Here is a 26,411-nt window from a genome sequence, read left to right as displayed (position 1 = left end):
CAGGCGCACCCATGAACCCACATCGTCCTATGGAGAGAGCGTCCACCATGCATACCGCTTCCAAAATCGCCCGAATCACCGCCCTGGCCGTCGGTATCGCAGGTGCGCTGGCCTGGGGCCAGGCCGACGCCGCGGCGTTCCAGCTCAAGGAAAACAGCGCCAAGGGCCTGGGCCGCGCGTTTGCCGGTTCCACCAGCGCCTGGGGCGATGCCTCCGTGGTCGCCACCAACCCGGCGTCGATGCGCCTGCTCGACGGCCGCCAGTTCCAGGCCGACGTGAGCGCCATCTCCTTCTCGGCCAAGATGCAGGACGGCTACAGCGGCCGCTTTGCCGGTCCCGGCGGCGCTGGTACCGGGATGCCGATCCAGGGCGGCAACGGCGGCGACGCCGGCATGATCGCGCCGGTCCCGGCGACCTACTTCCACATGCCGTTCGGCGAGAACGACAACATGCATTTCGGCATGTCGCTGACTGCGCCGTTCGGCTTCAAGACCGAATACGACCGCACCTGGGTTGGCCGCTATCACGGCGTCAAGACCGACCTGAAGGCGGTCGACCTGGGTGCCGCGTTCTCCTATGACGTCAACCCGTACGTCTCGTTCGGCGTCAGCGTGTTCTACGAGCACCTGGCCATCGAGCTGAGCAATGCGGTCGACTTCGGCGCCGTTGCCTATGGCGCGACCAACGGCGCCAGCGCCGCGCTGGGCCTGTACCCGGGCAGCGCCGATGGCTTCGCCACCATCGAAGGCAAGAACAACGCCTGGGGCTACGTGCTGGGCGCCACCTTCAGCGTGACCGAAGACACCAATATCGCGCTGAGCTACCGTTCCAAGGTCAAGCACAAGATCGACGACGGCAAGGCCACCTTCGATGTCCCGGGTAATGTGGCCACCGCGCTGCAGACGCAGGCGCGCGGCATCTTCGTCAACACCGGCGGCAAGGCCGAGCTGACCCTGCCGGCCTCGGCCACCCTGAGCTTGACCCACCGCGTCAATGACCGCTGGACGGTGATGGGCGACCTGTCGCGCACCGCATGGGCACCGTCGTTCGACCAGGTGGTGGTGGACTTCGCCTCCAACCAGCCCGACAACGTGCTGGTGTTCGGCTACGACGACACCACCTTCGCCTCGATCGGTGCCGAGTACAAGCTGTCCGACACCATCACCCTGCGCGGCGGCGTGGCCTACGACCAGACCCCGACCACCGATGCGCACCGCGACGTGCGCGTGCCGGACGTTTCGCGCCGCTGGCTGTCGTTCGGCCTGGGCTGGACGCCGTCGGAGAAGACCGAGTTCGACTTCGGATACACGCATCTGTTCACCAACGCTCCTTCGATCAACATCACCTCGGCCACCGGCAGCACCCTGAAGGGCAGCTACGACGTCCGCGGCGACGTGCTGGGTGCTTCGATCAATTACAAGTTCTGATCGACCGGGTCATTGCAGCACCGGAAGCCCCGCGCAAGCGGGGCTTCTTTTTGCGCGGTGCAGGATGCCCCGTTGCGCCAAGCGCACATGGAAAACCCCGCCGCGGCGGGGTTTTCCATCATCTGCCGGGTGCGCGGCCGGATCAGTCGCCCAGCGTCAGCAATGAAGCGTTGCCGCCGGCGGCAGTGGTGTTGACGGTCACCGTCTTCTCGGTGGCGAAGCGCGGCAGGTAGTGCGGGCCGCCGGCCTTCGGGCCGGTGCCGGACAGGCCCTGGCCGCCGAACGGCTGCACCCCGACCACCGCGCCGATCTGGTTGCGGTTGACGTAGATGTTGCCGACCTTGGCGCGCGCCACGATGCGGTCGATGGTGGCGTCGATGCGGGAATGGATGCCCAGGGTCAGGCCGTAGCCGGTGGCGTTGATGGTGTCGATCAGCGCGTCCAGTTCGTCGGCCTTCCAGCGCACCACGTGCAGCGCCGGGCCGAATTTCTCGCGGTCCAGTTCGGCGATCGACTTGAGTTCCCACGCCGTCGGCGCGAAGAAGGTGCCGTGCTGGGTGCCTTCGCCCAGCGTGGCCCGGGCGATGAACTTCGCCGAGCCCTGCATCTTCGCGGCGTGCTCGTCGAGCACGCACTTGGCCTCGGTGTCGATCACCGGGCCGACGTCGGTGGACGGCAGGCCGGGATCGCCGACCTTCAGCTCGGCCATCGCGCCGGCCAGCATCCCGATCACCTTGTCGGCGATGTCGTCCTGCACCAGCAGCACGCGCGCGGCCGAGCAGCGCTGCCCGGCGGAGGTGAAGGCCGAGCCCAACGCGTCCTTGACCACCTGTTCGGGCAGCGAGGAACTGTCGGCGATCATCGCGTTCTGGCCGCCGGTTTCGGCGATCAGGGTGGCGATCGGGCCGGCCTCGCGGCTCGCCAGGGCGCGGTTGATCAGGCGCGCGGTTTCGGTGGAACCGGTGAAGCAGACGCCGGCCACGCGCGGGTCGCGGGTCAGCGCGGCGCCGACGGTGGCGCCGTCGCCGGGCAGGTACTGCAGCACGTCCTGCGGGATGCCGGCATCGTGCATCAGCTTGACCGCGGCAAAGCCGATCAGGTTGGTCTGTTCCGCCGGCTTGGCGATCACGGTGTTGCCGGCGGCCAGCGCGGCGGCGATCTGGCCGAGGAAGATGGCCAGCGGGAAGTTCCACGGGCTGATGCAGGCGAACACACCGCGGCCGGCCAGCTGCAGCTGGTTGGATTCGCCGGTGGGGCCGGGCAGGGCGATCGGGGCGAAGTGCTCCCTTGCCTGTAATGCGTAATAGCGCAGGAAATCCACCGCCTCGCGCACTTCGGCGATGCCGTCGGCCAGGGTCTTGCCGGCCTCCTTGGTGCACATCGCCATGTAGGCCGGCATGCGCGCCTCCAGCAGGTCGGCGGCGTGTTCCAGCAGGGCGGCGCGCGAACTGGCCGGGGTGGCGTCCCAGCCGGGCTGCGCGGCCACGGCGTTGGCCAGCGCGCGCTCGACGTCGGCGCTGGTGCTGGCCTGCCAGTGGCCTACCGTTTCGCGGCGGTCGGCCGGGTTGGTGACCGCGATCTTCTCGCCGGCAGGCTGGGTGCCGGCGACCAGCGGGCTGGCGGTCCAGCTGCCGGCGCCGGCGCTGTTCATCGCCGCCGCAAGGTCGCGCAGCGCGTCGTCGTTGGCCAGGTTGATGCCCATGGAATTGCCTCGGTGCTGGTTCTGGCTGCGGTAGAGGTCCACCGGCAGCGGGATGCGGGGGTGCTGGATGTGCTCGAGCGAGGACACGAACTCCACCGGGTCGCGGATCAGCTCTTCGACCGGGATGCTCTCGTCGGTGATGCGGTTGACGAAGCTGGAGTTGGCGCCGTTCTCCAGCAGGCGGCGCACCAGATAGGGCAGCAGGTCTTCGTGCGAGCCCACCGGCGCGTACACGCGGCAGGGCACGTCCAGGCGGTCGGCCGGGATCACCTCCGCGTACAGGTCGTCGCCCATGCCGTGCAGCTTCTGGAACTCGAAGTCGCGGCGGCCGCGCATCGCCCGCGCCAACCGATGCACGGTGGCGATGGTCTGCGCGTTGTGGGTGGCGAACATCGGGTAGATCGCATCGCCCGCATCGAGCAGCCGGCGCGCATTGGCGATGTAGCTGACGTCGGTGTTCTGCTTGCGGGTGAACAGCGGATAGCCGGCCTGGCCGTCCATCTGCGCGCGCTTGATCTCGGCATCCCAGTAGGCGCCCTTGACCAGCCGGACCGGGATGCGCCGGCCCAGCTGGCCGGCCATGTCGGCGATGTGGTCGATCACGAACGGCGCGCGCTTCTGGTAGGCCTGCACGACGATGCCGAAGCCGTTCCAGCCGCCCAGCGACGCGTCCGCCAGCACCTGGAAGATCAGGTCCAGCGAGAGTTCGAGCCGGTCGGTTTCCTCGGCGTCGATGGTCAGCCCGATGTCGTACTGCTTGGCCAGCTGCGAGAGCTCCAGCAGGCGGCCCCCCAGCTCGTCCAGCACGCGCGCGCGCTTGGCATGCTCGTAGCGCGGGTGCAGGGCGGACAGCTTGACCGAGATGCTGGGCGCGCCGAACACCGCGTCGGGCGCCTGCGTGCGGTGCGGCGCGTAGTCGCGGCCGATCGCGTGGATCGCGCTGCGATAGGCCTCCTGGTAGCGCAATGCATCCTTGGTGGTCAGCGCGCCCTCGCCCAGCATGTCGAAGGAATAGCGGTAGTTCGCGCCCTCGCCCTTGCGGCTGCGCGCCAGCGCCTCGTCGATGGTCCGGCCCAGCACGAACTGGTGGCCCATGATCTTCATCGCCTGGCGCACCGCCAGCCGGATCACCGGCTCGCCGGCGCGCCCGACCAGGCGCTGGAAGGCGCCGTGGGCATCGCGTTTGGTGTCATCGGCCAGATCGACCAGCTTGCCGGTCAGCATCAGGCCCCAGGTGGAGGCGTTGACCAGCACCGAGTCGGATTGGCCGAGGTGGCGCTTCCAGTTGGCATCGCCCAGCTTGTCGCGGATCAGCGCGTCGGCGGTGCCCTGGTCGGGGATGCGCAGCAGCGCTTCGGCCACGCACATCAACAGCACGCCTTCCTCGCTGCCGAGGTCGTACTGGCGCATGAAGGCTTCCACCACGCCCTGGCTTTTCGCGCGGGCGCGAACCCGGCGCACCAGGTCGGCGGCCACCGCTTGCGCGGCGTCGCGTTCGGCGGCCGGCAGGCGGGCCTGCTCCAGCAGCCAGTTCACGTGGCTGGCTTCGTCGCGGATCCAGCCGGCGGTGATCGCGGCGCGGGTGGGCGGCGCGGGCGGGGCCAGCTCCGGGGACAGGATGTGGGCGACGGAAACGGTTGGGGAATCGATGCTCATGCGCCCGCAGGCTGTGTTCGCAGGGGGTCATAGTGTAGATCGACCGCACCAAACGGACATGCGCCGGTTGCCGTGGCCCCGCTGCGCCAGTAATCTTTGACTCAGGTCAAGTCCCGGCGCGAACGCTGCGCGGACTTGATCCAGGTCAAAACGGGTTGCTGTCTACTGGCGACCTGTCGGGCGCGAATCCGGTTCTCCAGGCTGCCCTGCAGCCCGGAAATCCGTGTCGCGGCCATCCATCCCGGAATCGATTCAGGACATGTGGGGCTCGGAGTGATGACATCCCGTCGTTTCAAACAATTGGCGCTGGCCGCCGCGATGACCGTGGCGATGCCGCTGGCGGTCCAGGCGCAGGACGCCGCGGCCGGTCCCGCCGACCCGCACCGCTGGCAGCTGAACATGGGGCCGGGCGTCACCCCGACCTCGCAGGCCGCCTATGACGCACACATGGTGGTGCTCTGGGTCTGCGTGGTGATCGGCGTGCTGGTATTCGGCGCCATGGCCGTGGCCATCTTCAAGTTCCGCAAGTCCAAGGGCGCGGTGGCGGACACCGGCTTCGTCCACAGCACCAAGCTGGAAGCGATGTGGACGGCGATCCCGGTGCTGATCCTGGTCGGCCTTGCGTTCCCGGCCACCAGCGGCCTGATGCGCATGTACGACGTGCGCGATTCGGCGATGACGGTGAAGGTCACCGGCTATCAGTGGATGTGGAAGTACGAGTACCTGGGCGAAGACGTGTCCTTCACCAGCCGCCTCGACCGCAAGCACGACGAACTGCGCCAGAGCGGCAAGATCGTGACCGAGGCCGATGACCCGCATTACCTGCTGAACGTCGACAACGTGCTGGTGCTGCCGGTCGACACCAAGGTGCGCTTCGTGCTGACCGCCGACGACGTCATCCACTCCTGGTGGGTGCCGGCGCTGGGCTGGAAGCAGGATGCGGTGCCGGGCATCGTCAACGAGGCCTGGGCGCAGATCGAGAAGCCGGGCATCTACCGCGGCCAGTGCGCCGAACTCTGCGGCAAGGACCACGGCTTCATGCCGATCGTGGTGAAGGCCGTGAGCAAGGCCGAGTTCGCGCAGTGGCTGGCCGAAGAGAAGGCAAAGCGCGAGCCTGCCATGCCGGCGCCGGCCGCCCCGGAAGCCGAGCCTGCCGCTCCGGCCGCCGCCGAAGCCGCGCCCGAGGCCACCGCCGCCGCCGCCCCGCAAACCGCCCAGCCCGCCGCCGCGCAGGCCGGTTGATCCACGCATCGCATCCAGAAGGTTTCCCCATGTCCGCCACGCATCCAGACGCCGTCGGCCAGCACGACGCCCACGGCCATCACAAGCAGGGCTTCATCGAGCGCTGGTTCTTCTCGACCAACCACAAGGACATCGGCACGCTGTACCTGGTGTTCGCCTTCGTGATGGCGATCGTGGGCGCTGCGCTGTCGGTCGGCATCCGCACCGAGCTGGCCACCCCCGGCCTGCAGTTCGTCAAGCCCGAGTTCTTCAACCAGCTGACCACCATGCACGCGCTGGTGATGATCTTCGGCGCGATCATGCCGGCCTTCGTCGGCCTGGCCAACTGGATGATCCCGCTGCAGATCGGCGCGCCGGACATGGCGCTGCCGCGCATGAACAACTGGTCCTTCTGGATCATGCCGTTCGCGTTCGCGCTGCTGCTGCTGACCTTCTTCCTGCCGGGCGGCGCGCCCGGCGGCGGCTGGACCATGTACCCGCCGCTGTCGCTGCAGGGCGGCAGCAACCTGGCGTTCGCGATCTTCGCCATCCACATGATGGGCATCAGCTCGATCATGGGCGCGATCAACATCATCGCCACCGTGCTCAACATGCGCGCGCCGGGCATGGACCTGCTGAAGATGCCGATCTTCTGCTGGACCTGGCTGATCACCGCGTTCCTGCTGATCGCGGTGATGCCGGTGCTGGCGGGCGCGGTGACCATGCTGCTGACCGACCGCTTCTTCGCCACCAGCTTCTTCAACGCGGCCGGCGGTGGCGACCCGGTGATGTACCAGCACATCTTCTGGTTCTTCGGGCACCCCGAGGTCTACATCATGATCCTGCCGGCGTTCGGCATCGTGTCGGAGATCATCCCGACCTTCAGCCGCAAGCCGCTGTTCGGTTACCAGGCGATGGTGTACGCCACCGCCGCGATCGCGTTCCTGTCGTTCATCGTGTGGGCCCACCACATGTTCACGGTGGGCATGCCGCTGGGTGGCGAGGTCTACTTCATGTTCGCCACCATGCTGATCTCGATCCCGACCGGGGTGAAGGTGTTCAACTGGGTCACCACCATGTGGCGCGGTTCGCTGACCTTCGAAGCGCCGATGCTGTGGGCGATCTCGTTCGTGGTGCTGTTCACCATCGGCGGTTTCTCCGGCCTGATGCTGGCGATCGTGCCGGCCGACTTCCAGTACCACGACACCTACTTCGTGGTGGCGCACTTCCACTACGTGCTGGTGACCGGCGCGCTGTTCGCGATCATCGCCGCGATCTACTACTGGTGGCCGAAGTGGACCGGCCGCATGTACAGCGAAGGCCTGGCCAAGTTCCACTTCTGGTGGACCATGGTGTTCGTCAACCTGCTGTTCTTCCCCCAGCACTTCCTCGGCCTGGCCGGCATGCCGCGCCGCATCCCGGACTACAACGTGGTGTTCGCGGACTGGAACCTGATCAGCTCGATCGGTGCGTTCGGCATGTTCCTCACCCCGTTCATGATGGCCTTCGTGCTGCTGCGCTCGAAGAAGCACGGCGCCGTGGCGGAAGCCCGCGCCTGGGAAGGCGCGCGCGGCTTGGAGTGGACGGTGCCGTCGCCGGCCCCGCACCACACCTTCGAGCGTCCGCCGGTGATCAAGGACGGCGACCTGGCCCACGGCGACGTCAGCCACTGACGCCGCCCGGAACGCGCAGATGCCCGTCGATCCCGCCACCGTCGATCCCACCCTGGCAGCGCGCCGCAAGCGCGCCCGCCGCACCGCGCTGCTTTGCGCGGTGATCGCGGTGGCGGTGTACGCGCTGTTCTTCCTGTCCGGGGTGGCGGGGCGATGAGCGCCTCGCGCACCTTCGGCGTGTGGAAGATGGTCGGCGTGGCGGTGGCCGCGTTCGGCTTCGCCTTCTCGCTGGTGCCGCTGTACCGGATCGCCTGCGAGAAGGTGTTCGGGGTGCGGCTGGAGCAGGGCCCGGTGGCGGCGAAAGGCGCCACTGCCGCAGGCGACGACGCGCGCTGGGTGACCGTGCAGTTCGATGGCGGCGTCAACTCGAAGCTGCCGTGGAAGTTCGCGCCCGAGCAGCGCACAATGCGGGTGCAGCTGGGCCGCCAGTACGAGGCCCTGTACTTCGCCCGCAACACCGCCGACCGCGCGATCGTCGGCAGCGCCGTACCTTCGGTCGCACCTGCGCGCGCCTCCGGCTATTTCAACAAGACCGAATGCTTCTGCTTCACCGCGCAGACGCTGGCGGCGGGCGAGTCCCGCGACATGCCGGTGCGCTTCATCATCGATCCGGCGCTGCCGGCCGGGGTGAAGACGCTGACCCTGTCCTACACCTTCTACAAGAACGACGCCCAGACCGCCGCACTCGCGGCAACGACGGGCCACGCGGGCGCGGTCCGTTCCGCGCCCTGATCCTCCGCCAAGACCCAACCGGAAAATCGCCATGGCCAATGCCCACGCCGCCCAAGGCAGCCACGACCAGGACACCTATTTCGTCCCGCACAGCAGCAAGTGGCCGCTGTTCGCCTCGGTCGCCCTGTTCACCACCATGGTCGGTTTCGCCACCTGGTTGAACGAAGTCAGCTGGGGACGCACCGTGTTCTTCGTCGGTCTCGCCGGCCTGCTGGCGATCCTGTTCAAGTGGTTCGGCGACGTCATCCGCGAGTCGCTGGCCGGCCACTACAACAAGCAGGTCGATGTGTCCTTCCGCATGGGCATGGTCTGGTTCATCCTCTCGGAAGTGTTCTTCTTCGCGGCGTTCTTCGGCGCGCTGTTCTACGCCCGCCAGTTCGCGCTGCCGTGGTTGAACGGCGAAGGCCACGGCGCGGTGACCAACAGCCTGCTGTGGCCGGGCTTCGCCGGCGGCTGGCCGAGCAACGGCCCGGCCGATATCGGCGGCAGCTACCAGACCGTGCCCGCCTGGGGCCTGCCGCTGCTCAACACGCTGATTCTGCTGTCCTCCGGTGTCACCGTGACCATCGCCCATCACGCCCTGAAGGCCGGCAAGCGCGGCGCGCTGCTGCTGTTCCTCGGCCTGACCGTGCTGCTGGGTGGCCTGTTCCTGTTCTTCCAGGCCGAGGAATACATCCACGCCTACACCGAGCTGAACCTGACCCTGGGGTCGGGCATCTACGGCTCCACCTTCTTCATGCTGACCGGCTTCCACGGCGCGCACGTCACCCTCGGCACGATCATGCTGGCGGTGATGTGGCTGCGCTGCGCCAAGGGCCATTTCACCAGGGACAACCACTTCGCGTTCGAGGCGGTGGCCTGGTATTGGCACTTCGTCGACGTGGTGTGGCTGGGCCTGTTCCTGTTCGTCTACGTGCTGTAACCAGCCTCGCGGCGAGCAGACAAAAGGCCGGCAATGCCGGCCTTTGTTTCTGGGGCGCCAGCTGGATCAGACCGGGCTGCGACCCACCCCGTGCGGCGTGATCCAGCCCTGGTGGATGGCCAGCACGACGAACAGGATCAGCGCGATGCTCAGCACGATGCGCTTGGTCAACGAATTCACGGTGCGCTTGGTCTGCCCCTTGTCGGCCAGCATGTAGTACAGGCCCGCGCCCAGGTTCCACAGGATGAGGATCAGGATCCCGACGATGAGCAGGGTTTTCAGCGAATCGCTCATGCATTGCTCCAAGTTCCGGGCAGCTTGTGCCCGCGCCGCATTATCGCAGCAGCCGGGGGCATGGCGGTGAATATCGGCGCGCGAAGAGTGCTGGGTTGGTGGCTGCTGGCGCTGCTGGTGGCGGCCGGTTTCGCCCAGCTGGGGCGCTGGCAGCTGGGCCGCATGCACGAGAAGCAGGCGATGCTGGCGGCGGCGTCCGCAGCGCTGGATCACGCGCATCCGCAGCCGCTGCTGCTGGCTTCCGATCCGGCGCGCGCACAGGGTTACGACTGGGCGGCCGGGCGCGGCACCCTGCTAGCCGCCACCGTGTGGCTGGATGGCCAGCAGCGCGAAGGCCGCGTCGGCGTGCGCCAGTACTGCCTGCTGCTGCCCGACGACGGCGCGCAGGCGCTGCTGGTGGATGCAGGCTGGTGGCCGCTGGCGGGCAGCCGCGAACTGCCGCAAGCAGGATGCCCGGCCGGGATCGGGCAGGGCGTGCGCGGCCTGCTGGCGCCGCCGCCGACGCCCGGTTTGGCCCATGGCGACGCGCTGGCGAAGCAGGACGGCGATCGCTGGCTGGCCTCGCGGATGGAATTGGCGGCACTGGCGCAGGCGCTGGAGCTGCGGGTGGCGATCGCACCGCGCGTGCTGCGGCTGGCCCCGCAGCGCGAACCGGGCGATACCGGGGTGATGGCGGCGCCCGGCGAGCGCGATCTGGATATCCTGCCCAACACCATGCTGCCCGAGCGTCATCTCGGCTATGCGGTGCAATGGTTCGGGCTGGCGCTGACCGTGCTGGTCGTCGCCGCCACCCTCACGTTCAGAATGAAGAAGAAAGCGAAATGACGGAATCCAATCCGGCGCGTACGGTGCAACGCCGCAACCGCGTCGCCCTGCTGGTGGTGCTGGGGATGTTCTTCGGCGGCATGCTGGTGGCTGGCGCGCTGCGGTTTTCCGGCTTTCGTCCGGCCGGGATGATCAACAAGGGCGAGATGCTGCAGCCCTATGGCGACCTGCGCGGGTATTCGCCGACCTTGGCCGATGGTCGCGCCTACGCCTGGCGCGACGCGCCGGGCACCTGGCGGATCGTGGCGATGCCGCGCGACTGCGACGGCGCGCGTCGCGAGGCCTGCACGCGCCTGCTTGGCGACCTGGACAAGGTCTGGCGGCTGATGGGCCGCAACGCCGACCGCGTGCACGTGCTCTGGGCCGGCGCAGCGCCGGTGGAAGTGGCCACCCTGCGCGAAGTGCATCTGGTCCGCGCCGATGCGCGCCTGCGCAGCGTGCTGGCACGCAGCGACAAGGACGCCGCCGGCACCGATCCGGTCTGGCTGGTCGATCCCAATGGTTTCGTGGTGCTGCGTTACGCTGGCGGTTCCGACCCGGGCGACCTGCGCAGCGACCTTGCGCGGCTGCTGAGGGTCAACTGAGCCATGAGTGCGATGCCCACCACCCAGCCCGCCTATCTGTATCGCCACTTCCATCGTCTCGCCTGGCTGGCGGTGCTGCTGGCGACCTGCGTGATCGTGTTCGGCGCGTTCGTGCGGCTGTCCAATGCCGGCCTGAGCTGCCCGGACTGGCCCACCTGCTACGGCAAGGCGGCATGGCCGACGCATGCGGATCAAATTGTTGACCACGTCGCCACCGCGATCCGCCCGGTGGAGCCCAGCAAGGCTTGGCGCGAACAGTTCCACCGCATGATCGCCGGCCTGCTGGGCGTGCTGGTGCTCTCGCTGGCCCTGCTGGCCACGCGCCGGCGGCCGCGCGGCTGGCTGCACGTGATCGGCGCGGCCACCGCGGTGGCGGTGGCGATCCCGCTGTACATGCGCGGCCTGCACGTGTCTGCTTCGGCGCTGGCGGTGGTGGGCGAGGCGTTGCTGCTCGCCGGCGTGTTGCGCTGGTCGAACGTGGATCTGGCGCGCGCCAGCACCCTGACCCTGGCGGTGATCATCTTCCAGGCCCTGCTGGGCATGTGGACGGTGACTTGGCTGCTCAAGCCCATCGTGGTCATGGGGCACCTGGTGGGCGGGCTGACCACGTTCGCGCTGTTGGTGTGGATCGCGTGGCGCGCCACCGGCATCCCCATCGTCAGCGGCGATGCGCGCAAGCTGCGGCTGTTGCTTGGCATCGGCCTGGCGCTGCTGGCGGTGCAGATCGCGCTGGGCGGCTGGACGTCGGCCAACTACGCGGCGCTGGCCTGCGGCACCGATTTCCCCAAGTGCGCGGGCGCGTGGTGGCCGGCGCATGACTTCACCGAAGGCTTCGTGCTGTGGCGCGGCATCGGCGTGGATTACGAAGGCGGCATCCTCGACAACGCCGCGCGCGTGGCGATCCAGCTGGCGCACCGGATGATGGCGGTGGTGGTGGCCTGCTACCTGCTGTTCATGGCCGTGCGCCTGCTGCGCACCCCCGGACTGCGCGGCTGGGGCAGCACCCTGGCGGTGCTGGTCTGCGCCCAGTTCGGGCTGGGCATTGCCAATGTGGTGCTGTCGCTGCCGCTGAAGATCGCGGTGCTGCACAACGCCGGCGCAGTGGCGCTGCTGTTCGTGCTGGTCACCCTGCTGGCGCGGCTGCGCCTGCCGGAGGCCTGAGCATGACCTGGCCGCTGTGGAGGCAGTACTGGGCGGTCACCAAGCCGCGGATCGTGGCGTTGATCGTGTTCACCGCGGTCATCGGCATGCTGCTGGCGATCCGGCCCGGCGATGAGTGGCCATGGTCGCGGCTGCTGGCCGGCAGCATCGGCATCTGGATGGCGGCGGCCAGCGCCGCGGCGATCAACCACCTGCTGGATTCGCGCATCGACAAACTGATGGCGCGCACCGCCGAACGGCCGCTGGCCACCGGCGCGCTGCGGCCGGGGCAGGTGCTGGGTTTCGCGCTGCTGCTCGGGCTGGGGTCGATGTTGATCCTGGTGCTGTGGGTCAACTGGATCTGCGCGTTGCTGAGCTTCGCCGGGCTGATCGGCTACGCCATCATCTACACCGGCTTCCTCAAGCGCGCCACCCCGCAGAACATCGTGATCGGCGGGCTGGCCGGGGCGGTGCCGCCGCTGCTGGGCTGGGCTGCGGTCACCGGCATGCAGCGCGAATGGGACTGGGCATATGCGCTGCTGCTGGTGCTGATCATCTTCGTGTGGACGCCGCCGCATTTCTGGGCGCTGGCGATCTTCCGCCGCGAGGACTATTCGCGCGCGCTGGTGCCGATGCTGCCGGTGACCCACGGCGTGACCTACACGCGTTGGCAGATCCTGCTGTACACGGTGCTGCTGGTGGTGGTGACCGTGCTGCCCTGGGCCACCCGCATGAGCGGCGTGTTCTACCTCGCCGGTGCGCTGGTGCTGGGCGCGGTGTTCCTGTGGTACGCGTGGAAGCTGCTGGACCCGCCGGACGAGTTCTTCGCCATGCGCACGTTCCGCTATTCTATCGTCTACCTGATGGCGCTGTTCGCCTTCCTGCTGGTCGACCACTGGCTGCTGCCGCTGTTCGACGCCGCGCCCGCGCTGGAGTTCGCGCCCGCACCGTGAGCGATCTGTTCGCCGCGCAGGTGCAGGGCCGCAGCACCGCGCTGGGGCCGCAGGCCCGCGTGCTGCACGGCTTCGCGCTGCCGTTCGCGGAGGCGCTGCTGGCCGGGATCGATGCGGTCCTTGCCGCCGCGCCGCTGCGTCATCTGGTCACGCCGGGCGGACACGTGATGCAGGTGGCGATGAGCAACTGCGGCCGCTTCGGCTGGTGCAGCGACCGCCGCGGCTACCGCTACGACCCCAACGATCCGCAGACGGCCCGGCCGTGGCCCGCGTTCCCGCCAGCCTTCCTCGCGCTCGCCGGCGAAGCCGCGGAAGCGGCGGGGTTTCCCGGCTACCGGCCCGATGCCTGCCTGCTCAATCGCTACGCGCCGGGCACCCGGCTGTCGCTGCATCAGGATCGCGACGAGGATGACCGGGTGGCGCCGATCGTGTCGGTGTCGCTGGGACTGCCGGCCACCTTCCTGTTCGGCGGCTTCGCCCGCGGCGACAAGACCGTGCGGGTGCCGCTCATGCACGGCGACGTGGTGGTCTGGGGCGGCGCGGATCGCATGCGCTTCCACGGCGTGCTGCCGGTGTCGCCGGGCCTGCATCCCGCCACCGGCGAGTGCCGGCTCAACCTGACCTTCCGCAAGGTGCGCTGAACCAGCCCGGGCTGCGCAAGAACCGGGATGTGCGCCGCGCGGTGCCGGACTACAGTTGCGCCATGCACGCTTCCGCCACCGCCAAGACCCGCCGCGATGCCGCCCTGGTCGCCGCCGCCTGCCGCCGCATCGAGCAGGCCGATACGCCGCCGGCGCTGGACGTGCTGGCGCGCGAGGCGGGGCTCAGCCCGCATCACTTCCACCACCTGTTCAAGGCCGTCACCGGGCTGACGCCGCGCGCCTACGCGCAGGCCCGGCGCGGCAGGGCGCTGCGCGATGCGCTGGCGAGGCCGGGCGCGCGGGTGGTCGATGCCGCGTTCGATGCCGGCTTCAACGCCAGCAGCCGCTTCTACGACAGCGCCGACGCATTGCTGGGCATGAAGCCGGCGCAGTACCGCGACGGCGGCGCGGATGCACGGATCGAGTTCGCCATCGCCCAGTGCGCGCTGGGCGCGATCCTGGTGGCGCGCAGCGGGCGTGGCCTGTGCGCGATCTCGCTGGGCGATGACCCCGAAGCCTTGCTGCGCGAACTGCAGGAACGCTTCCCGCGCGCGGAACTGGTCGGCGGCGATCCCGGATTCGAGCGGCTGGTGGCCCAGGTCATCGGCTTCGTGGAAGCACCGGGGCTGGGCCTGGATCTGCCGCTGGACATCCGCGGCACCGCGTTCCAGCAGCGGGTGTGGGAGGCATTGCGCAAGGTGCCGGCGGGGGCGACGGTCAGCTACGCCGAGATCGCCGCGCGCATCGGCAGGCCGACCTCCGTGCGCGCGGTGGCGCAGGCCTGCGCGGCCAACACCTTGGCGGTGGCGATTCCCTGCCATCGGGTGGTGCGCAGCGACGGCGCGCTGTCCGGCTATCGCTGGGGAATCGCGCGCAAGCAGCAATTGCTGGCGCGCGAGCGCGGCACCGAGTGAGTCTCAGCGCTGCAGCATCGCCTGCAGCAGTGCGCGCAGTTCCTGCTTTTCCGCGTCGCCCAGGCTGCCGTCGCGCTGCTGCTGCTGCAATTCCTCGCGGCGCTGTCCAAGGGCCTCAGCATCAAGTCGTTCAATGTTGTCGATAAAGGCTTGGCGAAGTACATCCTCCTCGCCGGGCAGCTCCAGAACCGCCAGTTTTTGTAGCGCAGCGGCTTCCTCGCGCTCGGCGAAGTGTTCCAGCAGCAGGCCGGTAGTGATGTCCGGGCGCTCGTGCACCAACAGCACCAGTTCGGACAGCAGCTCGATCCCGGGCTGGCGCAGCACGGCGAAGCGATAGGGCGGCTGCAGCGCCAGCGCGAAGCCGGGGCGGTGCAGCAGATGGGTGATGGCACTGCGGATCAAACTGGGTTTTTGTGCCGGCTGTCCGCGCATTTGCGCGCTGGCACGCTTGGTCGGCACGTGCGTTTGCGGCGTGCTGGCGCGCGCGCCGACGCCGGTGAGTTCGGTCAGGCGCTGGCGCATCAGGTCGCCGAACGCGCCGTCGGGAATTTGTGCCAGCAGCGGTTTGCAACGCTCGGCCAGACGCGCCTTGCCGTCGAGGCTGGACAGGTTCACGTCGGCCGAGAGCTGGGCGAAGAAGAACTCCGACAGCGGCGTGGCCGCGCGCAGGCGCGCGTCGAAACCATCCGCCCCTTCCTGGCGCACGATCGAATCCGGGTCCTCGCCGTCGGGCAGGAACAGGAACAGCGCCTGCCGGCCATCCTTCATGCGCGGCAGCACCGACTCCAGCGCTTTCCACGCGGCGCTGCGGCCGGCGCGGTCGCCGTCGAAGCAGAAATACACGTCCGGCGCGCTGCGGAACAGCAGCTCGGCGTGGTCCGGCGTGGTCGCGGTGCCCAGCGTGGCCACCGCCTGCGACACGCCGTACTGGGCCAGCGCCACCACGTCCATGTAGCCCTCGACCACGATCAGCCGCTCCAGCTTCTGGTTGGCCTGCTTGGCCTGCCACAGCCCGTACAGCTCGCGGCCCTTGTGGAACAGCGGGGTTTCCGGCGAGTTGAGGTATTTCGGCGAGTCCTCGGGATCGATCACGCGGCCGCCGAAAGCAATCGTGCGCCCGCGGCGGTCGTGGATCGGGAACATCAGCCGGTCGCGGAACTTGTCGTAGACGTGGCCCTTGTCGTTCTTCGAGAACAGCCCGCCGCGCTCCAGCAGCTGCATGCGCTGCGGGTCGCTGCCCAGCGCGTCGCGCAGTCCGGAGAAGCCGTCCGGCGCATAGCCGATGGCATAGCGCTCGACGATCTCCGCGGCGATGCCGCGCTTGTCCACGTAGGCACGCGCCTTGTCGCTGCGCGCCAGCTGGGTGCGGAAGAAGGTGGAGGCCGCTTCCATCGCGCCGTACAGGTCGCGGGTCTCGGGGTTGGCGTTGCGCTGTGCGGTATCGCGCGGCACTTCCAGGCCGACGCGCCGGGCCAGTTCCTCGACCGCGTCGAGGAATTCCAGCCGGTCGTACTGTATCAGGAAGCTGATCGCGGTGCCGTGTGCGCCGCAGCCGAAGCAGTGGTAGAACTGCTTGGTCGGCGAGACCGTGAAGCTGGCGCTGCGCTCGTCGTGGAACGGGCAGCGCGCCGCGTATTCCTTGCCCTGCCGCTTCAGCGGCACCCGCGCGCCGACCACTTCGACGATGTCGGAGCGGGCCAGCAGGTCATCGATGAAGGCGTCGGGGATGCGGGCCATTGCGCTAGCCGGTGGCCCGGCTCACAGCTCGTCGCGGGCGGCAAGCGCGTGCAGCGCCGCGCCCTCCAGCCGCTGCACGGTCCATTCGTCCATGCCGGTGGCACCGATGCTGCGGTAGAAGCCGATGGCGGGTTCGTTCCAGTCCAGCACGCTCCATTCGAAGCGGCCGCAGTCGCGCTGCACGGCGATCCGCGCCAGCGCGGCCATCAGGTGCTTGCCGAGGCCGCTGCCGCGGTAGGACGGGCGCACGAACAGGTCTTCCAGATACAGGCCACGCTTGCCGAGGAAGGTGCTGAAGTTGTGGAAGAACAGGGCGAAGCCGGCGGGCGTGCCGTCGATTTCGCCGATCAGCACCTCGGCAGCCGGACGCTCGCCGAACAGCTGCGTGCGCAGGTCGTCGTCGGTGGCCACGGCGGCATGCGCCAGCCGTTCGTACTCGGCCAGTTCGGCGATCAGCTGGCGGATCACCGGCACGTCGTCCGGGGTGGCGGGGCGGATCGAGAGGAGGGCGTTGTTCATGGCGTCAGGGTACCGGCAAGCGCAGCCCTTGGTGGGGCAGGAACACCCGTTGGTTTACGGCGCCAGCTTCTGCTTCACCAGCTTCGACACCAGGCCCATGTCGGCCTGGCCCGCCAGCGCCGGCTTCAGCACGCCCATCAGCTTGCCGATGTCGGCAGCCGAAGCCGCGCCGGTGGCGGCCATCGCCTTGTCGATCTCGGCCTGGATCGCGGCCTCGTCCAGCTTGGCCGGCAGGTAGGCATCGATCACGCCCAGCTCGTAGCGCTCGATCGCGGCAAGGTCTTCGCGGGCGGCACCTTCGTACTGGGTGATCGAGTCCTTGCGCTGCTTGACCATCTTTTCCAGTACGGCCAGCACCAGCGGGTCGGTCATCTCCACGCGCTCATCCACTTCCTTCTGCTTGATGGCGGCGTTGATCAGGCGGATGACGGCCAGACGATCCTTTTCGCCGGCCTTCATCGCGGCCTTCATGTCATCGGTGAGCTGCTGTTTGAGGCTCATGGCGTGCTCCATCGGGCGTGTTTCATCGGGCGTGCTTCACAAGAAACTGGAATGCAGAAACGCGAAAAGCCGGCCACGCTCGCGCGTGCCGGCTTCCGCAGCCAACCACCGCGCTCAGTACAGGCGCTGGCGCTTGGTGACGTCGCGCGAGCTGCGGCGCGCCTGGCGCTTCACGGCGGCAGCGGCCTTGCGCTTGCGCTCCTGGGTCGGCTTCTCGTAGAACTCGCGCTTGCGGGTTTCGGCCAGCACGCCGGCCTTCTCGCAGGTGCGCTTGAAGCGGCGCAGGGCAAACTCAAAGGGTTCGTTTTCGCGGACTTTGACGGCGGGCATCGGGGAATCTCGTGGCTGGAGAGTTCGCCCGGACAAGTGGGCGAGCCGCGCATGATAGCAGCAGCCCGGCTTTCGGCGCAAGATAGGGGGATGAACGTCCTCGGCATCGAATCTTCCTGCGACGAAACCGGCGTCGCGGTCTACGACACCGGCGCGGGCGGCCTGCGCGCCCATGCGGTCTACAGCCAGATCGCCCTGCATGCCGAATACGGCGGGGTGGTGCCGGAACTGGCCAGCCGCGACCACGTGCGCAAGCTGCTGCCGCTGATCCGCCAGACCCTGGCCGAAGCCGGCCTGTCCACCGCCGACATCGACGGCGTGGCCTATACCGCCGGGCCCGGGCTGGTGGGCGCGCTGCTGGTCGGCGCGGGCGTGGCCCGTTCTTTGGCGTGGGCGCTGGACGTGCCGGCGATCGGCGTGCATCACATGGAAGGCCACCTGCTGGCGCCGCTGATCGAGGAAGACGCGCCGCAGCCCCCGTTCGTCGCCCTGCTGGTGTCCGGCGGGCACACCCAGCTGGTGGCGGTGGAGGCGATCGGCAGCTACCGGCTGCTGGGCGAAACCCTGGACGACGCCGCCGGCGAGGCCTTCGACAAGACCGCCAAGATGATGGGCCTGCCGTACCCGGGCGGACCGCAGTTGGCCAAACTGGCCGAGCAGGGCGTGCCGGGAAAATTCAGATTCTCGAGGCCGATGACCGACCGGCCGGGGCTGGATTTCAGCTTCAGCGGCCTGAAGACGCAGGTGCTGCTGGCGTGGCGCGACAGCGACCAGTCCGAGCAGACCCGCGCCGACATCGCCCGCGGCTTCGAGGACGCGGTGGTGGACACGCTGGCGATCAAGTGTGGCCGCGCGCTGGATGCGGCCGGCACCGACACCCTGATCGTGGCCGGTGGCGTGGGTGCCAACCGGCGGCTGCGCGCCAAGCTGGTGGAGATGTGCGAAAAACGCGGTGGCCGGGCGTGCTTCCCGCGCCCGGCGCTGTGCACCGACAACGGCGCGATGATCGCGTTCGCCGGCGCCCTGCGGCTGGCCGCCGGCCAGCACGACGATGCCGCGATCCGCGCGGTGCCGCGCTGGGACATGGCGACGCTCGCGGCGGTGTGAGCGGGCGGGCGCTGCGCGCCGGCGGCGGCGCGCACGGACGGGTTGTTAAGCTGTGCATCCAATCCCCATTCCGCCGCGGTATCCGGTTCCCCGGGATACGCGAACACGCCCATGACAGATACCGTTTTCATCGAAGGCCTGCGCCTGGACGCCCTGATCGGCGTGCATGACCGCGAGCGCCACGCCACCCAGCCGGTGCTGCTGGACATCCGCATGCGCTTCGACAACCGCATCGCCGCCAGCAGCGACACCCTGGCCGATGCGCTGGACTACGAGGCGGTGAGCCTGCGGCTGGCCGACTACGTGGCCCAGACCGACTTCATGCTGGTGGAAACGCTGGCCGAATGCTGCGCCGACCTGATCCTGACCGAATTCGGGGCCAAGGCGGTGCGGCTGAAGTTGTCCAAGCCGGACGCGCTGGCGAACGCCGCCGCGGTGGGCGTGGAGATCGAGCGCGGGAGTTTTGCATGAGCGTGGTGCTGGTGACCGGCGCCTCGCGCGGGATCGGCCGCGCCATCGTCGAACGCTTCGCCCGCGAAGACGCCACCGTGATCGCCTGCGCACGTGGGCAGGAAGGCCTTGATGAACTGCGTGCCGCGCTGCCGCAGGTCGAATGCCATGCCTGCGACATGCGCGACGGCGACGCCGTGGATGCATTGGCACGCGACGTCCTCGCGCAGCACGGCGCCATCGACCTGCTGGTGAACAATGCCGGCGCGTTCCGGCCCGGCGGGATCGCCGGCGAGGACGACGACGCCCTGCTGGACATGCTGCAGGCCAACCTGTTCGGTGCCTACCGGCTGACCAGGCGGCTGCTGCCGAAGATGGTCGAGCGGCGCAGCGGCATGGTGCTGAACGTGTGCAGCACCGCGTCCATCGCCGCCTATCCGAACGGCGGTTCCTACAGCATCGCCAAGCACGCGCTGTACGGCTTTTCGCGCAACCTGCGCGAGGAAATGAAGCCGCACGGCGTGCGCGTGGTGGCGCTGCTGCCGGGCGCGACCCTGACCGCATCGTGGGACGGCGTGCCGCTGCCGCCGGAACGGCTGATGCCGGCCGCGGACGTGGCGGAAATGGCGTGGGCGGCGTGGTCGCTGTCGGCGCGCACGGTGGTGGAGGACATCCTGATGCGGCCGCAGCTGGGCGACATCGGCGAGGCGGATTTCCCGTGAGCCCGTCCGTCGTCATCCGCCTGGCCAAGCAGAACATGAAGTTCTCGGCGGCGCATTTCACCATCTTCAACGCGACCGAACGCGAGCGCCTGCACGGCCACAACTTCACCGTCGAGGTCGACATCCACGCGCGCATGCTGGGTAACGGCATGTGCTTCGACTACGGCATATACAAGGACCGCATCGTCGCGCTGTGCCGCGAACTGAACGAGTGGACGATCCTGCCGACGCGCTCGAAGTACCTGCGCATCGAGGAAGCGGGCGAACACGTGCACGCGCACTTCAATGGCCAGTGCATCCCGTTCCTGCGCGGCGACGTGCTGCTGCTGCCGATCGAGAACGCCACGCTGGAGGAGTTCGCGTACTGGTTCCTGCAGCGGCTGTGCGAGGACCGCGACGCGCTGCGCGCGCACGCCATCGCGGCGATCGAGGTACGGGTGTTTTCCGGACCGGGACAGAGCGCCGGCCGGCGCATGGAGCTCGACTGATGGCCGCTTCCACCCTGCCGATGCCGTCCGCCGACGCGCAGGCGCACAGCGCGCACCTGCGCGAGGTGATCCAGGAACAGATCATCGCCGCCGGCGGGCGCATTCCGTTCTGGAAGTTCATGGAGCTGGCGCTGTACGCGCCGGGGCTGGGCTACTACAGCGCCGGCGCGCACAAGTTCGGCCCCGGCGGCGACTTCACCACCGCGCCGGAGCGCTCTCCGCTGTTCTGCGCCTGCGTGGCGGACGCGCTGGCGCCGGCGCTGCGCCAGGCCGGCAAGGGCGCGGTGTTCATGGAAGTGGGCGGCGGCAGCGGTGCGTTCGCCGAAGCCTGCCTGGAGAAGCTGCAGGCCGATGGCGTGCTGCCGGCGCGCTACGCGATCCTGGAGCCCAGCGCCGACCTGCGCCAGCGCCAGCGCGAGCGGCTGCAGGCACGGCTGCCGGCGGAGCTGTTCGCACGGGTGGAATGGTTGGACGGGCCGATTGCGCAGCCGTGGGATGGCGTGCTGTTCGCCAACGAAGTGATCGATGCGTTGCCGGCCCCGCGCTTCGCCATCCGCAATGGCGAAGTGTTGGAGGAATGCGTGACGCTGGACGGCGAAGGCCGCTTTGTCCGCAGCGAACAGCCGGCGGATGCAATGCTGTCGGCGGCGGTGCGCCGGATCGAATCGCAGCTGCCGGCACCGTTTGCCGATGGCTACCGCAGCGAGGTGCTGGCGCAGCTGCCGTACTGGCTGCCGGCGGTGGCCGGCGGCCTGCGCAACGGCGCGCTGCTGTTCATCGACTACGGCTATGCGCGCAGCGAGTACTACCAGCCCGACCGCGACGACGGCACCCTGCGGGCGTTCCGCCAGCACCACGTCACCAATGACGTGTTCGCCTGGCCCGGCTTGCAGGACATCACCGCCTCGGTGGATTTCACCGCGCTGGCCGAAGCCGGCGTGGGCGCGGGCTTCGAATTTTCCGGCTACTGCTCGCAGGCCAGCTTCCTGCTCGGCAACCGGTTGCAGGAAAATCTTGCCGCCGCCGAGGCGCAGACCGCCGATGAAGTGGCGCGCCACAACCTGCGCCAGCAGGCCAAGGTGCTGACCCTGCCCAGCGAGATGGGCGAGCGCTTCCAGGCGATCGGCTTCCAGCGCGGCGTCGAACTCGACGCCGCGTTCCTGGTCGGCGACCTGAGCCATCGCCTGTGAGTCACTGCCGATGAGTCGCGCGCCGCGCATCGGCCGTTCGCTGAAGCCGTTCAAGCGGCCGTGGCTGTGGGCGGGATTGTGGATGCTGGCGATCGCCATCGTGGTGATCGGCTCGCTGCTGCCGGGCAAGGACCTGCCGCCGCTGCCGGTCAGCGACAAAATGGAGCATTTCGTCGCTTACGCCGTGCTGGCCGCGGGGGCGGTGCAGCTGTTCGCGCGGCGGCTGTCGTGGGGCTTCATCTGCCTGCTGCTGGTGCTGCTGGGGGTCGGGCTGGAATACCTGCAGGCGTCGATGAAGCTGGGGCGGATGCTGGATCGCAACGACGCGCTGGCCAATACCTTCGGCGTCCTGATCGGGTTGGCCAGCGCATTCACGCCGCTGCGCGATGCGCTGCTGCGGCTGGACCGAGGCGGCTGACGAACGGCGGCCGCTGCGCGCGCAGCTGCGTTGGATCGGGGGCGGACGGTTCGCGGAGGAGCGTTGCAATGCCGGCTCAGCCGCGCGCTGCGGCGATCGCGGCGATCCGCGCCTTGCGCAGCACTTCGCCGAAGGCCGGGCCGGTGACGCCCTGCGCGGCGATGTCCGCGCCGCGCACCGCCATCGCCGCCGCGTGCAGGTGGCGCAGGGTGTCGGCCTGCGGATAGTCGGCTTCGGCCAGGCCGGTACGGCCGCGCGCGTCGGCTTCGCAGACGCTGGCGAGCTGGTCGATGCGGGCCGGCTTGCGGAAGCCGTCGCAGCGGGCGATCAGATCAACCACGGTTGCGGCCTTCAGTTCGGCGATCCGGTGGACGTTGAGGTGCTCGCGGCAGCAGGCCACCGCCAGTTCGCGGTGTTCGTTCGGCACCTTCAACCGCTGGCTCATGGCGATGGCGGGGGCGACCCCGCGCTGCTCGTGCATCAGGTGCTTCGGCAGCATGTCCGCGGGGGTGAGCGCCTTGCCGAGATCGTGGCACAGCGCGGCGTAGCCGATCAGGTCGTCGCCGGGCGCGAGGCGGGCGGCCATGTCGCAGACCAGCTCGCAGTGCAGGCCGGTATCGATTTCCGGGTGGTATTCCGCGCGCTGCGGCACGCCGTACAGCGCATCGACTTCCGGCAGCACCGCGCGCAGGGCGTCGGCCTCGCGCAGGGTGCGCAGGAAGGCGCCGGGGGCGGCGGCGCGCAACGCCTTCGCCAGCTCCTGCCAGACCCGTTCCGGCACCAGCTCGGCCAGCTCGCCGCTGGCGGCCATCTGCCGCATCAGCGCCAGCGTCTCCGGGGCGACGGTGAAACCCAGCGGCGCGAAGCGCGCCATGAAACGCGCCGCGCGCAGCACCCGCAAGGGGTCTTCGACGAACGCCTCGCCGACGTGGCGCAGCACGCGCGCTTCGATGTCGCGCGCGCCGTCGAACGGATCGACCAGGGTGCCGTCTTCGGCGCGGGCGATGGCATTGATGGTGAAGTCGCGGCGGCGCAGGTCGTCCTCCAGCGTCACCGACGGGTCGGCATGCACCACGAAGCCGGTGTAGCCGCGCCCGGACTTGCGCTCGGTGCGGGCCAGCGCGTGTTCCTCGCCGGTATCAGGATGCAGGAACACCGGGAAGTCGCGGCCAACCTGGCGGAAGCCGGCATCCAGCATCTCCTGCACGCCGGCGCCGACCACCACGAAATCGCGGTCGCCCGCCGGCAGGCCGAGCAGCGCGTCGCGTACGGCGCCGCCGACGAGGTAGGTTTTAACGGTCTCGGGAAGCGCGGTCATGTCGCCGATGATGCCCGAGCTGCCTTACCTGCGGCGCTTCGCCGGTGCGTGTTTTGTCGCCGCGGCAGGTGCGGCGCTCGGTTCCGCCGGGCAGGCAAACGCTTTGCGCTGGCCGCTGGCGAGGCCGAGCATGCGGTCGGTCAGTCGCTGCGCGCTGCCGTCCAGACGCCAGTCGTAGATCGTGCTGAAGCTGAGCACGCGTGCCACGTATTCGCGAGTTTCCTTGTAGCTGATGGTCTCGATCCACAAATCCGGGTCCATCGCCGGGCGCTGCGACACCCAGCGGTTCAGCGGGGTCGGGCCGGCGTTGTAGCCGGCGATCACCTGGTACGGCTTGCCGCCGTAGCGGTCCATCAACTGGCGCAGGTAGGCGCTGCCGATGGCGATGTTGAGGTCGGGATCAAACAGGCCCTCGGCGCCGCGCCACGGCAGGCCGGTCTTCGCCGCGACCGCCGCGCCGGTGGCCGGCAGCACCTGCATCAGCCCGCGCGCGTCGGCGCCGGAGCGGGCGTTCGGGTCGAACACGCTTTCGGCGCGGATCTCCGCCGCTACCCACGCCGGATCGAGGCCGTTGCGTGCGGCTTCGCGGCGGATCGTGGCGTCGTGGTGCAGCGGGAAGCGCAGCCGGTACAGGCGCTGCTCTTCCGGGTAGCGCTTGCCATCGACGTTGACCAGGCCGAACACGCCGCGGTCGAACCAGCCGTTGTCCTGCGCCACCTCCACCGCCAGCCGCCGCTGTTCGTCGCTGAAGCGCGCCAGCGCGGCGTTCCATTCGCGCGCGGCCCAGCCCCTGCGGTCGAGCTGGAACAGCTGCACGGCGCGGATGATGTTCGGATCGCGGGCCACCGCCTGCTTCAGCGCCGGCGTCGGCGCCGGCAGCCACGGACACAGGGCGTACGGCTGTTCGAGGCGGTCGGCGGCGAGGAAGCCGTGGAAGTCGGGTTTGCGCGCGGCCTGCGCGTACAGCGACCTGGCGCCGGCCGTATCGCCGGTCAGCTCGCTGGTGCGGGCGGCGAAATACAGCCAGCGCGAGTCGTTGCGCTGCGCGTCCGGCATGCGCCTGATCGCGGCCAGCGCAGCGGCCCAGTCGCTGCGCGACAGCGCTTCGCGCACCCGCCATTCGTGCAGGCTGTCGTCGTAGGCCGACGCCGGGACGCTGGCGAGGCGGCGCGCGGACTCCGGCAGGTAGGACGCCGCCGTCCACAGTGCGACCTGGTACAGCACGCGACTGCGGCCGGCTTCGTCGAACGCCAGCGCCTGCGCGACGCCGGGCAGCAGCGCTTCGGCGCGGTCCGGATCGGTCTTGGCGAGTTTCGCCAGCGCGGTCGAAGCCACCAGCCGGCTGCGTGCAGTCTTCGGCCACCCGTCCACGGCGGCCTCCGGTGCATCCAGATAGGCCGCGTACTGCAGCGCCAGGGCCGCATCGGCAGTGGGCAGGCCGGCGGCGATCGCGCGCATCACTCCGACTTGCGCATCGGCGGCGGCAAGGTCGAAGCGCTCCCAGCGCAGCGCATCCGTCAGGCCACCTTTTGCAGTCAGCAGCGCGAACGGCGCGTCGCACTGCGCCGGCAGCGAGCGGCCGCTGCTGCGCCACAACGCCTGTGCGTCGGCAGTCCATTGAGCATCCGCGCGATTGACCGCCATCAACGCCTGCAGGCGCAGGCAGCGCAGCGCGGCGCCGTCGATGCTGGCATCCCACTGGTCGAGGAAGGCCTGCCATTCGTTGCGACGGGCCAGCGCGTTGAGCCAGTCGGTGCGGAAGGCCGTGGCCACCGGCTCGCCGCGGCGTGCCGCCAGGAAGGCATTGCCGCGCGCCAGCGGTAGCGTATCCATGCGCCCGCGCAGGGCCACGTATTCCAGCCAGCCGGCCAGCGGCTGGCTGGAGAAGCCGGCCAGCGCCAGATCATCCAGCCCGCTGCTGCTGGCGGCGCTGTCGAAGGCGGCCCGCAGTGCCGGGTCGGACGGTGCGATCCGCACCGGCGCCGGTTGCAACAGCGGCGCCGGGCGCGGCGTGGGCGACTGTGCGTGGACGGTGGCGGTGCCGGCAACCAGCGACGACAACAGCAGCAGCGAAGGCGCGATCTTGTGCATCGCCCGACTATAGCCGAGCATCGATGAACGTCTTTTTCGATGGTGCGCGATGTCTTTGCTGCTTCTTTACCTGGCGCTGGGCGCCTGCGCCGGCGTGCTGGCCGGGCTGCTGGGCATCGGCGGCGGACTGGTGCTGGTGGGTGCACTGGCATGGTTGCTGCCGACCCAAGGCGTGCCGGCGGACGCGGCAATGCACGCGGCGCTGGCGAGTTCATTGGCCAGCATCGTGCTGACCGCCGCCTCGTCGGCACGCGCGCACCACCGCCGCGGCAGCGTGCTGTGGCCGACGGTGGCGTGGATGGTGCCGGGCGTGCTGCTGGGCGGCTGGTTGGGCAGCCGCTTCGCCATCGCGCTGGACGGCAACGTGTTGCGCTGGTGCGTGGCGGGCTACTGCTGGATCGTGGCCGCGCAGATGTTGCTGGTGCAGCCGAAGTCGGGCGGCGATGCCGCGCTGGTGCCGCAAGGCCCCGGCTACACGCTGGCCGGCGGCGGGATCGGCATCGTGTCGGCGATCGTCGGCATCGGCGGCGGCAGCCTGACCGTGCCGTTGCTGGTCTGGCGCGGGGTGGCGCCGGTGCGCGCGGTGGGCACCTCGTCCGCCTGCGGCATCTTCATCGGCCTGGGCAGCGCGCTGGGTTACGCATTGCAGGCGCCGGCGGACGCGCTGCCGCTGGCGGGGGCGATGGGCTATGTCTATCTGCCGGCGGCGATCGGCGTGGCGCTGGCCTCGGTGCTGGCGGCGCCGCTGGGCACGCGGTTGGCGCATGCGCTGAGCGGGCCGGCGTTGAAGCGGGTATTCGCGGTGTTCCTGTTGGTGGTTGGCTGCGCGTTCGCGTACAGCGCGCTCTAGCGCCGC

At 69.4% G+C, this 26,411-nt stretch carries 27 protein-coding genes; 19 read left to right on the top strand and 8 right to left on the bottom strand.

The window, feature by feature from the left end:
- The first annotated feature begins 47 nt into the window (after window positions 1-47).
- A complete protein-coding gene (locus E5S66_RS11665; RefSeq protein ID WP_138349438.1) occupies window positions 48-1,427 on the top strand; it encodes an outer membrane protein transport protein in 1,380 nt (459 codons plus the stop codon).
- 142 nt (window positions 1,428-1,569) lie between these two features.
- On the opposite strand, the gene putA is transcribed toward E5S66_RS11665, so the two are convergent.
- A complete protein-coding gene (putA, locus tag E5S66_RS11660; protein ID WP_171033548.1) occupies window positions 1,570-4,785 on the bottom strand; it encodes a bifunctional proline dehydrogenase/L-glutamate gamma-semialdehyde dehydrogenase PutA in 3,216 nt (1,071 codons plus the stop codon).
- 276 nt (window positions 4,786-5,061) lie between these two features.
- On the opposite strand from putA, the gene coxB reads away from it, so the two are divergent.
- Genes coxB through E5S66_RS11640 form a run of 5 tightly spaced genes read left to right on the top strand, consistent with a single transcriptional unit; the run spans window position 5,062 to window position 9,333 of the window.
- Window positions 5,062-6,027 carry a cytochrome c oxidase subunit II gene (gene coxB / locus E5S66_RS11655; RefSeq protein WP_138349437.1) on the top strand — a complete coding sequence of 322 codons (966 nt, stop codon included), beginning with the start codon at window positions 5,062-5,064 and terminating at the stop codon, window positions 6,025-6,027.
- A 29-nt stretch (window positions 6,028-6,056) separates the two neighbouring features.
- Complete coding sequence (gene ctaD / locus E5S66_RS11650; protein WP_138349435.1) at window positions 6,057-7,679, top strand: cytochrome c oxidase subunit I; 1,623 nt, start codon at window positions 6,057-6,059, stop codon at window positions 7,677-7,679.
- Between the two features lie 19 nt (window positions 7,680-7,698).
- Window positions 7,699-7,836: a hypothetical protein gene (locus tag E5S66_RS13585; RefSeq protein WP_171033547.1), complete on the top strand. Its 138-nt coding sequence runs from the start codon at window positions 7,699-7,701 to the stop codon at window positions 7,834-7,836.
- A complete protein-coding gene (locus E5S66_RS11645) occupies window positions 7,833-8,411 on the top strand; it encodes a cytochrome c oxidase assembly protein (RefSeq protein WP_138349433.1) in 579 nt (192 codons plus the stop codon). The genes E5S66_RS13585 and E5S66_RS11645 overlap by 4 nt, the downstream gene beginning before the upstream one ends.
- A gap of 31 nt (window positions 8,412-8,442) precedes the next feature.
- Window positions 8,443-9,333 (top strand): cytochrome c oxidase subunit 3, encoded by an 891-nt coding sequence (locus tag E5S66_RS11640; protein WP_138349431.1) that lies wholly within the window; start codon window positions 8,443-8,445, stop codon window positions 9,331-9,333.
- Window positions 9,334-9,399: 66 nt separating this feature from the next.
- Here E5S66_RS11640 and E5S66_RS11635 read toward each other — a convergent pair whose 3' ends face one another.
- Entirely contained in the window at window positions 9,400-9,627 is a 228-nt protein-coding gene (locus tag E5S66_RS11635) for a twin transmembrane helix small protein (protein ID WP_028840246.1), read from the bottom strand.
- Between the two features lie 60 nt (window positions 9,628-9,687).
- On the opposite strand from E5S66_RS11635, the gene E5S66_RS11630 reads away from it, so the two are divergent.
- From E5S66_RS11630 to ada, 6 genes are all read left to right on the top strand, one after another.
- Window positions 9,688-10,452 (top strand): SURF1 family protein, encoded by a 765-nt coding sequence (locus E5S66_RS11630; RefSeq protein ID WP_138349429.1) that lies wholly within the window; start codon window positions 9,688-9,690, stop codon window positions 10,450-10,452.
- Window positions 10,449-11,036, top strand: coding sequence for a hypothetical protein (locus tag E5S66_RS11625; RefSeq protein WP_138349427.1), 588 nt, complete (start codon window positions 10,449-10,451; stop codon window positions 11,034-11,036). The genes E5S66_RS11630 and E5S66_RS11625 overlap by 4 nt, the downstream gene beginning before the upstream one ends.
- 12 nt (window positions 11,037-11,048) lie before the next feature.
- Window positions 11,049-12,197, top strand: a complete 1,149-nt coding sequence (locus E5S66_RS11620; RefSeq protein ID WP_246037226.1) for a COX15/CtaA family protein — start codon at window positions 11,049-11,051, stop codon at window positions 12,195-12,197.
- Window positions 12,198-12,199: 2 nt separating this feature from the next.
- A complete protein-coding gene (cyoE, locus tag E5S66_RS11615; RefSeq protein ID WP_138349423.1) occupies window positions 12,200-13,129 on the top strand; it encodes a heme o synthase in 930 nt (309 codons plus the stop codon).
- On the top strand, window positions 13,126-13,770 hold the full coding sequence (gene alkB, locus E5S66_RS11610) for a DNA oxidative demethylase AlkB (protein WP_138349421.1): 645 nt from the start codon (window positions 13,126-13,128) through the stop codon (window positions 13,768-13,770). Before cyoE ends, alkB begins: the two co-directional genes overlap by 4 nt.
- 62 nt (window positions 13,771-13,832) lie before the next feature.
- Complete coding sequence (gene ada / locus E5S66_RS11605) at window positions 13,833-14,684, top strand: bifunctional DNA-binding transcriptional regulator/O6-methylguanine-DNA methyltransferase Ada (protein WP_138349419.1); 852 nt, start codon at window positions 13,833-13,835, stop codon at window positions 14,682-14,684.
- 3 nt (window positions 14,685-14,687) lie between these two features.
- Here ada and dnaG read toward each other — a convergent pair whose 3' ends face one another.
- The 4 genes from dnaG to rpsU all read right to left on the bottom strand — a co-directional run bounded on the left by dnaG (window position 14,688) and on the right by rpsU (window position 17,771).
- Window positions 14,688-16,421, bottom strand: coding sequence for a DNA primase (gene dnaG, locus E5S66_RS11600; protein WP_138349417.1), 1,734 nt, complete (start codon window positions 16,419-16,421; stop codon window positions 14,688-14,690).
- Between the two features lie 21 nt (window positions 16,422-16,442).
- Entirely contained in the window at window positions 16,443-16,940 is a 498-nt protein-coding gene (locus tag E5S66_RS11595; RefSeq protein WP_138349415.1) for a GNAT family N-acetyltransferase, read from the bottom strand.
- A 54-nt stretch (window positions 16,941-16,994) separates the two neighbouring features.
- On the bottom strand, window positions 16,995-17,441 hold the full coding sequence (locus E5S66_RS11590; RefSeq protein ID WP_138349413.1) for a GatB/YqeY domain-containing protein: 447 nt from the start codon (window positions 17,439-17,441) through the stop codon (window positions 16,995-16,997).
- Window positions 17,442-17,555: 114 nt separating this feature from the next.
- The gene (gene rpsU / locus E5S66_RS11585) at window positions 17,556-17,771 is read right to left on the bottom strand and encodes a 30S ribosomal protein S21 (protein WP_028840254.1); all 216 of its coding nucleotides are present in this window, start codon (window positions 17,769-17,771) and stop codon (window positions 17,556-17,558) included.
- A 90-nt stretch (window positions 17,772-17,861) separates the two neighbouring features.
- Here rpsU and tsaD point away from each other — a divergent pair, with 90 nt between their 5' ends.
- From tsaD to E5S66_RS11555, 6 genes are all read left to right on the top strand, one after another.
- Complete coding sequence (tsaD, locus tag E5S66_RS11580; protein WP_138349411.1) at window positions 17,862-18,878, top strand: tRNA (adenosine(37)-N6)-threonylcarbamoyltransferase complex transferase subunit TsaD; 1,017 nt, start codon at window positions 17,862-17,864, stop codon at window positions 18,876-18,878.
- Between the two features lie 111 nt (window positions 18,879-18,989).
- Entirely contained in the window at window positions 18,990-19,349 is a 360-nt protein-coding gene (folB, locus tag E5S66_RS11575; protein ID WP_028840256.1) for a dihydroneopterin aldolase, read from the top strand.
- A complete protein-coding gene (locus tag E5S66_RS11570; RefSeq protein ID WP_138349409.1) occupies window positions 19,346-20,050 on the top strand; it encodes an SDR family oxidoreductase in 705 nt (234 codons plus the stop codon). The genes folB and E5S66_RS11570 overlap by 4 nt, the downstream gene beginning before the upstream one ends.
- Complete coding sequence (locus E5S66_RS11565; RefSeq protein ID WP_212745352.1) at window positions 20,047-20,538, top strand: 6-pyruvoyl trahydropterin synthase family protein; 492 nt, start codon at window positions 20,047-20,049, stop codon at window positions 20,536-20,538. Before E5S66_RS11570 ends, E5S66_RS11565 begins: the two co-directional genes overlap by 4 nt.
- On the top strand, window positions 20,538-21,728 hold the full coding sequence (locus tag E5S66_RS11560) for a class I SAM-dependent methyltransferase (protein ID WP_246037218.1): 1,191 nt from the start codon (window positions 20,538-20,540) through the stop codon (window positions 21,726-21,728). The genes E5S66_RS11565 and E5S66_RS11560 overlap by 1 nt, the downstream gene beginning before the upstream one ends.
- A 10-nt stretch (window positions 21,729-21,738) precedes the next feature.
- Window positions 21,739-22,146 (top strand): VanZ family protein, encoded by a 408-nt coding sequence (locus E5S66_RS11555; protein WP_138349407.1) that lies wholly within the window; start codon window positions 21,739-21,741, stop codon window positions 22,144-22,146.
- Between the two features lie 76 nt (window positions 22,147-22,222).
- Here E5S66_RS11555 and E5S66_RS11550 read toward each other — a convergent pair whose 3' ends face one another.
- Both E5S66_RS11550 and E5S66_RS11545 read right to left on the bottom strand, forming a co-directional pair.
- Window positions 22,223-23,464 (bottom strand): multifunctional CCA addition/repair protein, encoded by a 1,242-nt coding sequence (locus E5S66_RS11550; RefSeq protein ID WP_138349406.1) that lies wholly within the window; start codon window positions 23,462-23,464, stop codon window positions 22,223-22,225.
- 24 nt (window positions 23,465-23,488) lie between these two features.
- The gene (locus tag E5S66_RS11545) at window positions 23,489-25,555 is read right to left on the bottom strand and encodes a lytic transglycosylase domain-containing protein (RefSeq protein WP_138349404.1); all 2,067 of its coding nucleotides are present in this window, start codon (window positions 25,553-25,555) and stop codon (window positions 23,489-23,491) included.
- A 49-nt stretch (window positions 25,556-25,604) separates the two neighbouring features.
- Here E5S66_RS11545 and E5S66_RS11540 point away from each other — a divergent pair, with 49 nt between their 5' ends.
- Window positions 25,605-26,405 (top strand): sulfite exporter TauE/SafE family protein, encoded by an 801-nt coding sequence (locus E5S66_RS11540; RefSeq protein ID WP_138349402.1) that lies wholly within the window; start codon window positions 25,605-25,607, stop codon window positions 26,403-26,405.
- Window positions 26,406-26,411: the final 6 nt, after the last annotated feature.

The organism is Thermomonas fusca (assembly GCF_005862345.1).
GTDB classification, from domain to species: Bacteria; Pseudomonadota; Gammaproteobacteria; order Xanthomonadales; family Xanthomonadaceae; genus Thermomonas; species Thermomonas fusca.
The sequence above is the reverse complement of the archived record's forward strand: the minus strand, read 5'-3'. Positions and strand labels throughout refer to the sequence as shown.

What these genes read in the sequence shown, in the direction of transcription:
- E5S66_RS11665 (WP_138349438.1), top strand. Translation starts at nt 48, where the DNA reads ATGCATACCGCTTCCAAAATCGCCCGAATCACCGCCCTGGCCGTCGGT.
- putA (WP_171033548.1), bottom strand. Translation starts at nt 4,785, where the DNA reads ATGAGCATCGATTCCCCAACCGTTTCCGTCGCCCACATCCTGTCCCCG.
- coxB (WP_138349437.1), top strand. Translation starts at nt 5,062, where the DNA reads ATGACATCCCGTCGTTTCAAACAATTGGCGCTGGCCGCCGCGATGACC.
- ctaD (WP_138349435.1), top strand. Translation starts at nt 6,057, where the DNA reads ATGTCCGCCACGCATCCAGACGCCGTCGGCCAGCACGACGCCCACGGC.
- E5S66_RS13585 (WP_171033547.1), top strand. Translation starts at nt 7,699, where the DNA reads ATGCCCGTCGATCCCGCCACCGTCGATCCCACCCTGGCAGCGCGCCGC.
- E5S66_RS11645 (WP_138349433.1), top strand. Translation starts at nt 7,833, where the DNA reads ATGAGCGCCTCGCGCACCTTCGGCGTGTGGAAGATGGTCGGCGTGGCG.
- E5S66_RS11640 (WP_138349431.1), top strand. Translation starts at nt 8,443, where the DNA reads ATGGCCAATGCCCACGCCGCCCAAGGCAGCCACGACCAGGACACCTAT.
- E5S66_RS11635 (WP_028840246.1), bottom strand. Translation starts at nt 9,627, where the DNA reads ATGAGCGATTCGCTGAAAACCCTGCTCATCGTCGGGATCCTGATCCTC.
- E5S66_RS11630 (WP_138349429.1), top strand. Translation starts at nt 9,688, where the DNA reads ATGGCGGTGAATATCGGCGCGCGAAGAGTGCTGGGTTGGTGGCTGCTG.
- E5S66_RS11625 (WP_138349427.1), top strand. Translation starts at nt 10,449, where the DNA reads ATGACGGAATCCAATCCGGCGCGTACGGTGCAACGCCGCAACCGCGTC.
- E5S66_RS11620 (WP_246037226.1), top strand. Translation starts at nt 11,049, where the DNA reads ATGCCCACCACCCAGCCCGCCTATCTGTATCGCCACTTCCATCGTCTC.
- cyoE (WP_138349423.1), top strand. Translation starts at nt 12,200, where the DNA reads ATGACCTGGCCGCTGTGGAGGCAGTACTGGGCGGTCACCAAGCCGCGG.
- ada (WP_138349419.1), top strand. Translation starts at nt 13,833, where the DNA reads ATGCACGCTTCCGCCACCGCCAAGACCCGCCGCGATGCCGCCCTGGTC.
- dnaG (WP_138349417.1), bottom strand. Translation starts at nt 16,421, where the DNA reads ATGGCCCGCATCCCCGACGCCTTCATCGATGACCTGCTGGCCCGCTCC.
- E5S66_RS11595 (WP_138349415.1), bottom strand. Translation starts at nt 16,940, where the DNA reads ATGAACAACGCCCTCCTCTCGATCCGCCCCGCCACCCCGGACGACGTG.
- E5S66_RS11590 (WP_138349413.1), bottom strand. Translation starts at nt 17,441, where the DNA reads ATGAGCCTCAAACAGCAGCTCACCGATGACATGAAGGCCGCGATGAAG.
- rpsU (WP_028840254.1), bottom strand. Translation starts at nt 17,771, where the DNA reads ATGCCCGCCGTCAAAGTCCGCGAAAACGAACCCTTTGAGTTTGCCCTG.
- tsaD (WP_138349411.1), top strand. Translation starts at nt 17,862, where the DNA reads ATGAACGTCCTCGGCATCGAATCTTCCTGCGACGAAACCGGCGTCGCG.
- folB (WP_028840256.1), top strand. Translation starts at nt 18,990, where the DNA reads ATGACAGATACCGTTTTCATCGAAGGCCTGCGCCTGGACGCCCTGATC.
- E5S66_RS11570 (WP_138349409.1), top strand. Translation starts at nt 19,346, where the DNA reads ATGAGCGTGGTGCTGGTGACCGGCGCCTCGCGCGGGATCGGCCGCGCC.
- E5S66_RS11560 (WP_246037218.1), top strand. Translation starts at nt 20,538, where the DNA reads ATGGCCGCTTCCACCCTGCCGATGCCGTCCGCCGACGCGCAGGCGCAC.
- E5S66_RS11555 (WP_138349407.1), top strand. Translation starts at nt 21,739, where the DNA reads ATGAGTCGCGCGCCGCGCATCGGCCGTTCGCTGAAGCCGTTCAAGCGG.
- E5S66_RS11550 (WP_138349406.1), bottom strand. Translation starts at nt 23,464, where the DNA reads ATGACCGCGCTTCCCGAGACCGTTAAAACCTACCTCGTCGGCGGCGCC.
- E5S66_RS11545 (WP_138349404.1), bottom strand. Translation starts at nt 25,555, where the DNA reads ATGCACAAGATCGCGCCTTCGCTGCTGCTGTTGTCGTCGCTGGTTGCC.
- E5S66_RS11540 (WP_138349402.1), top strand. Translation starts at nt 25,605, where the DNA reads ATGTCTTTGCTGCTTCTTTACCTGGCGCTGGGCGCCTGCGCCGGCGTG.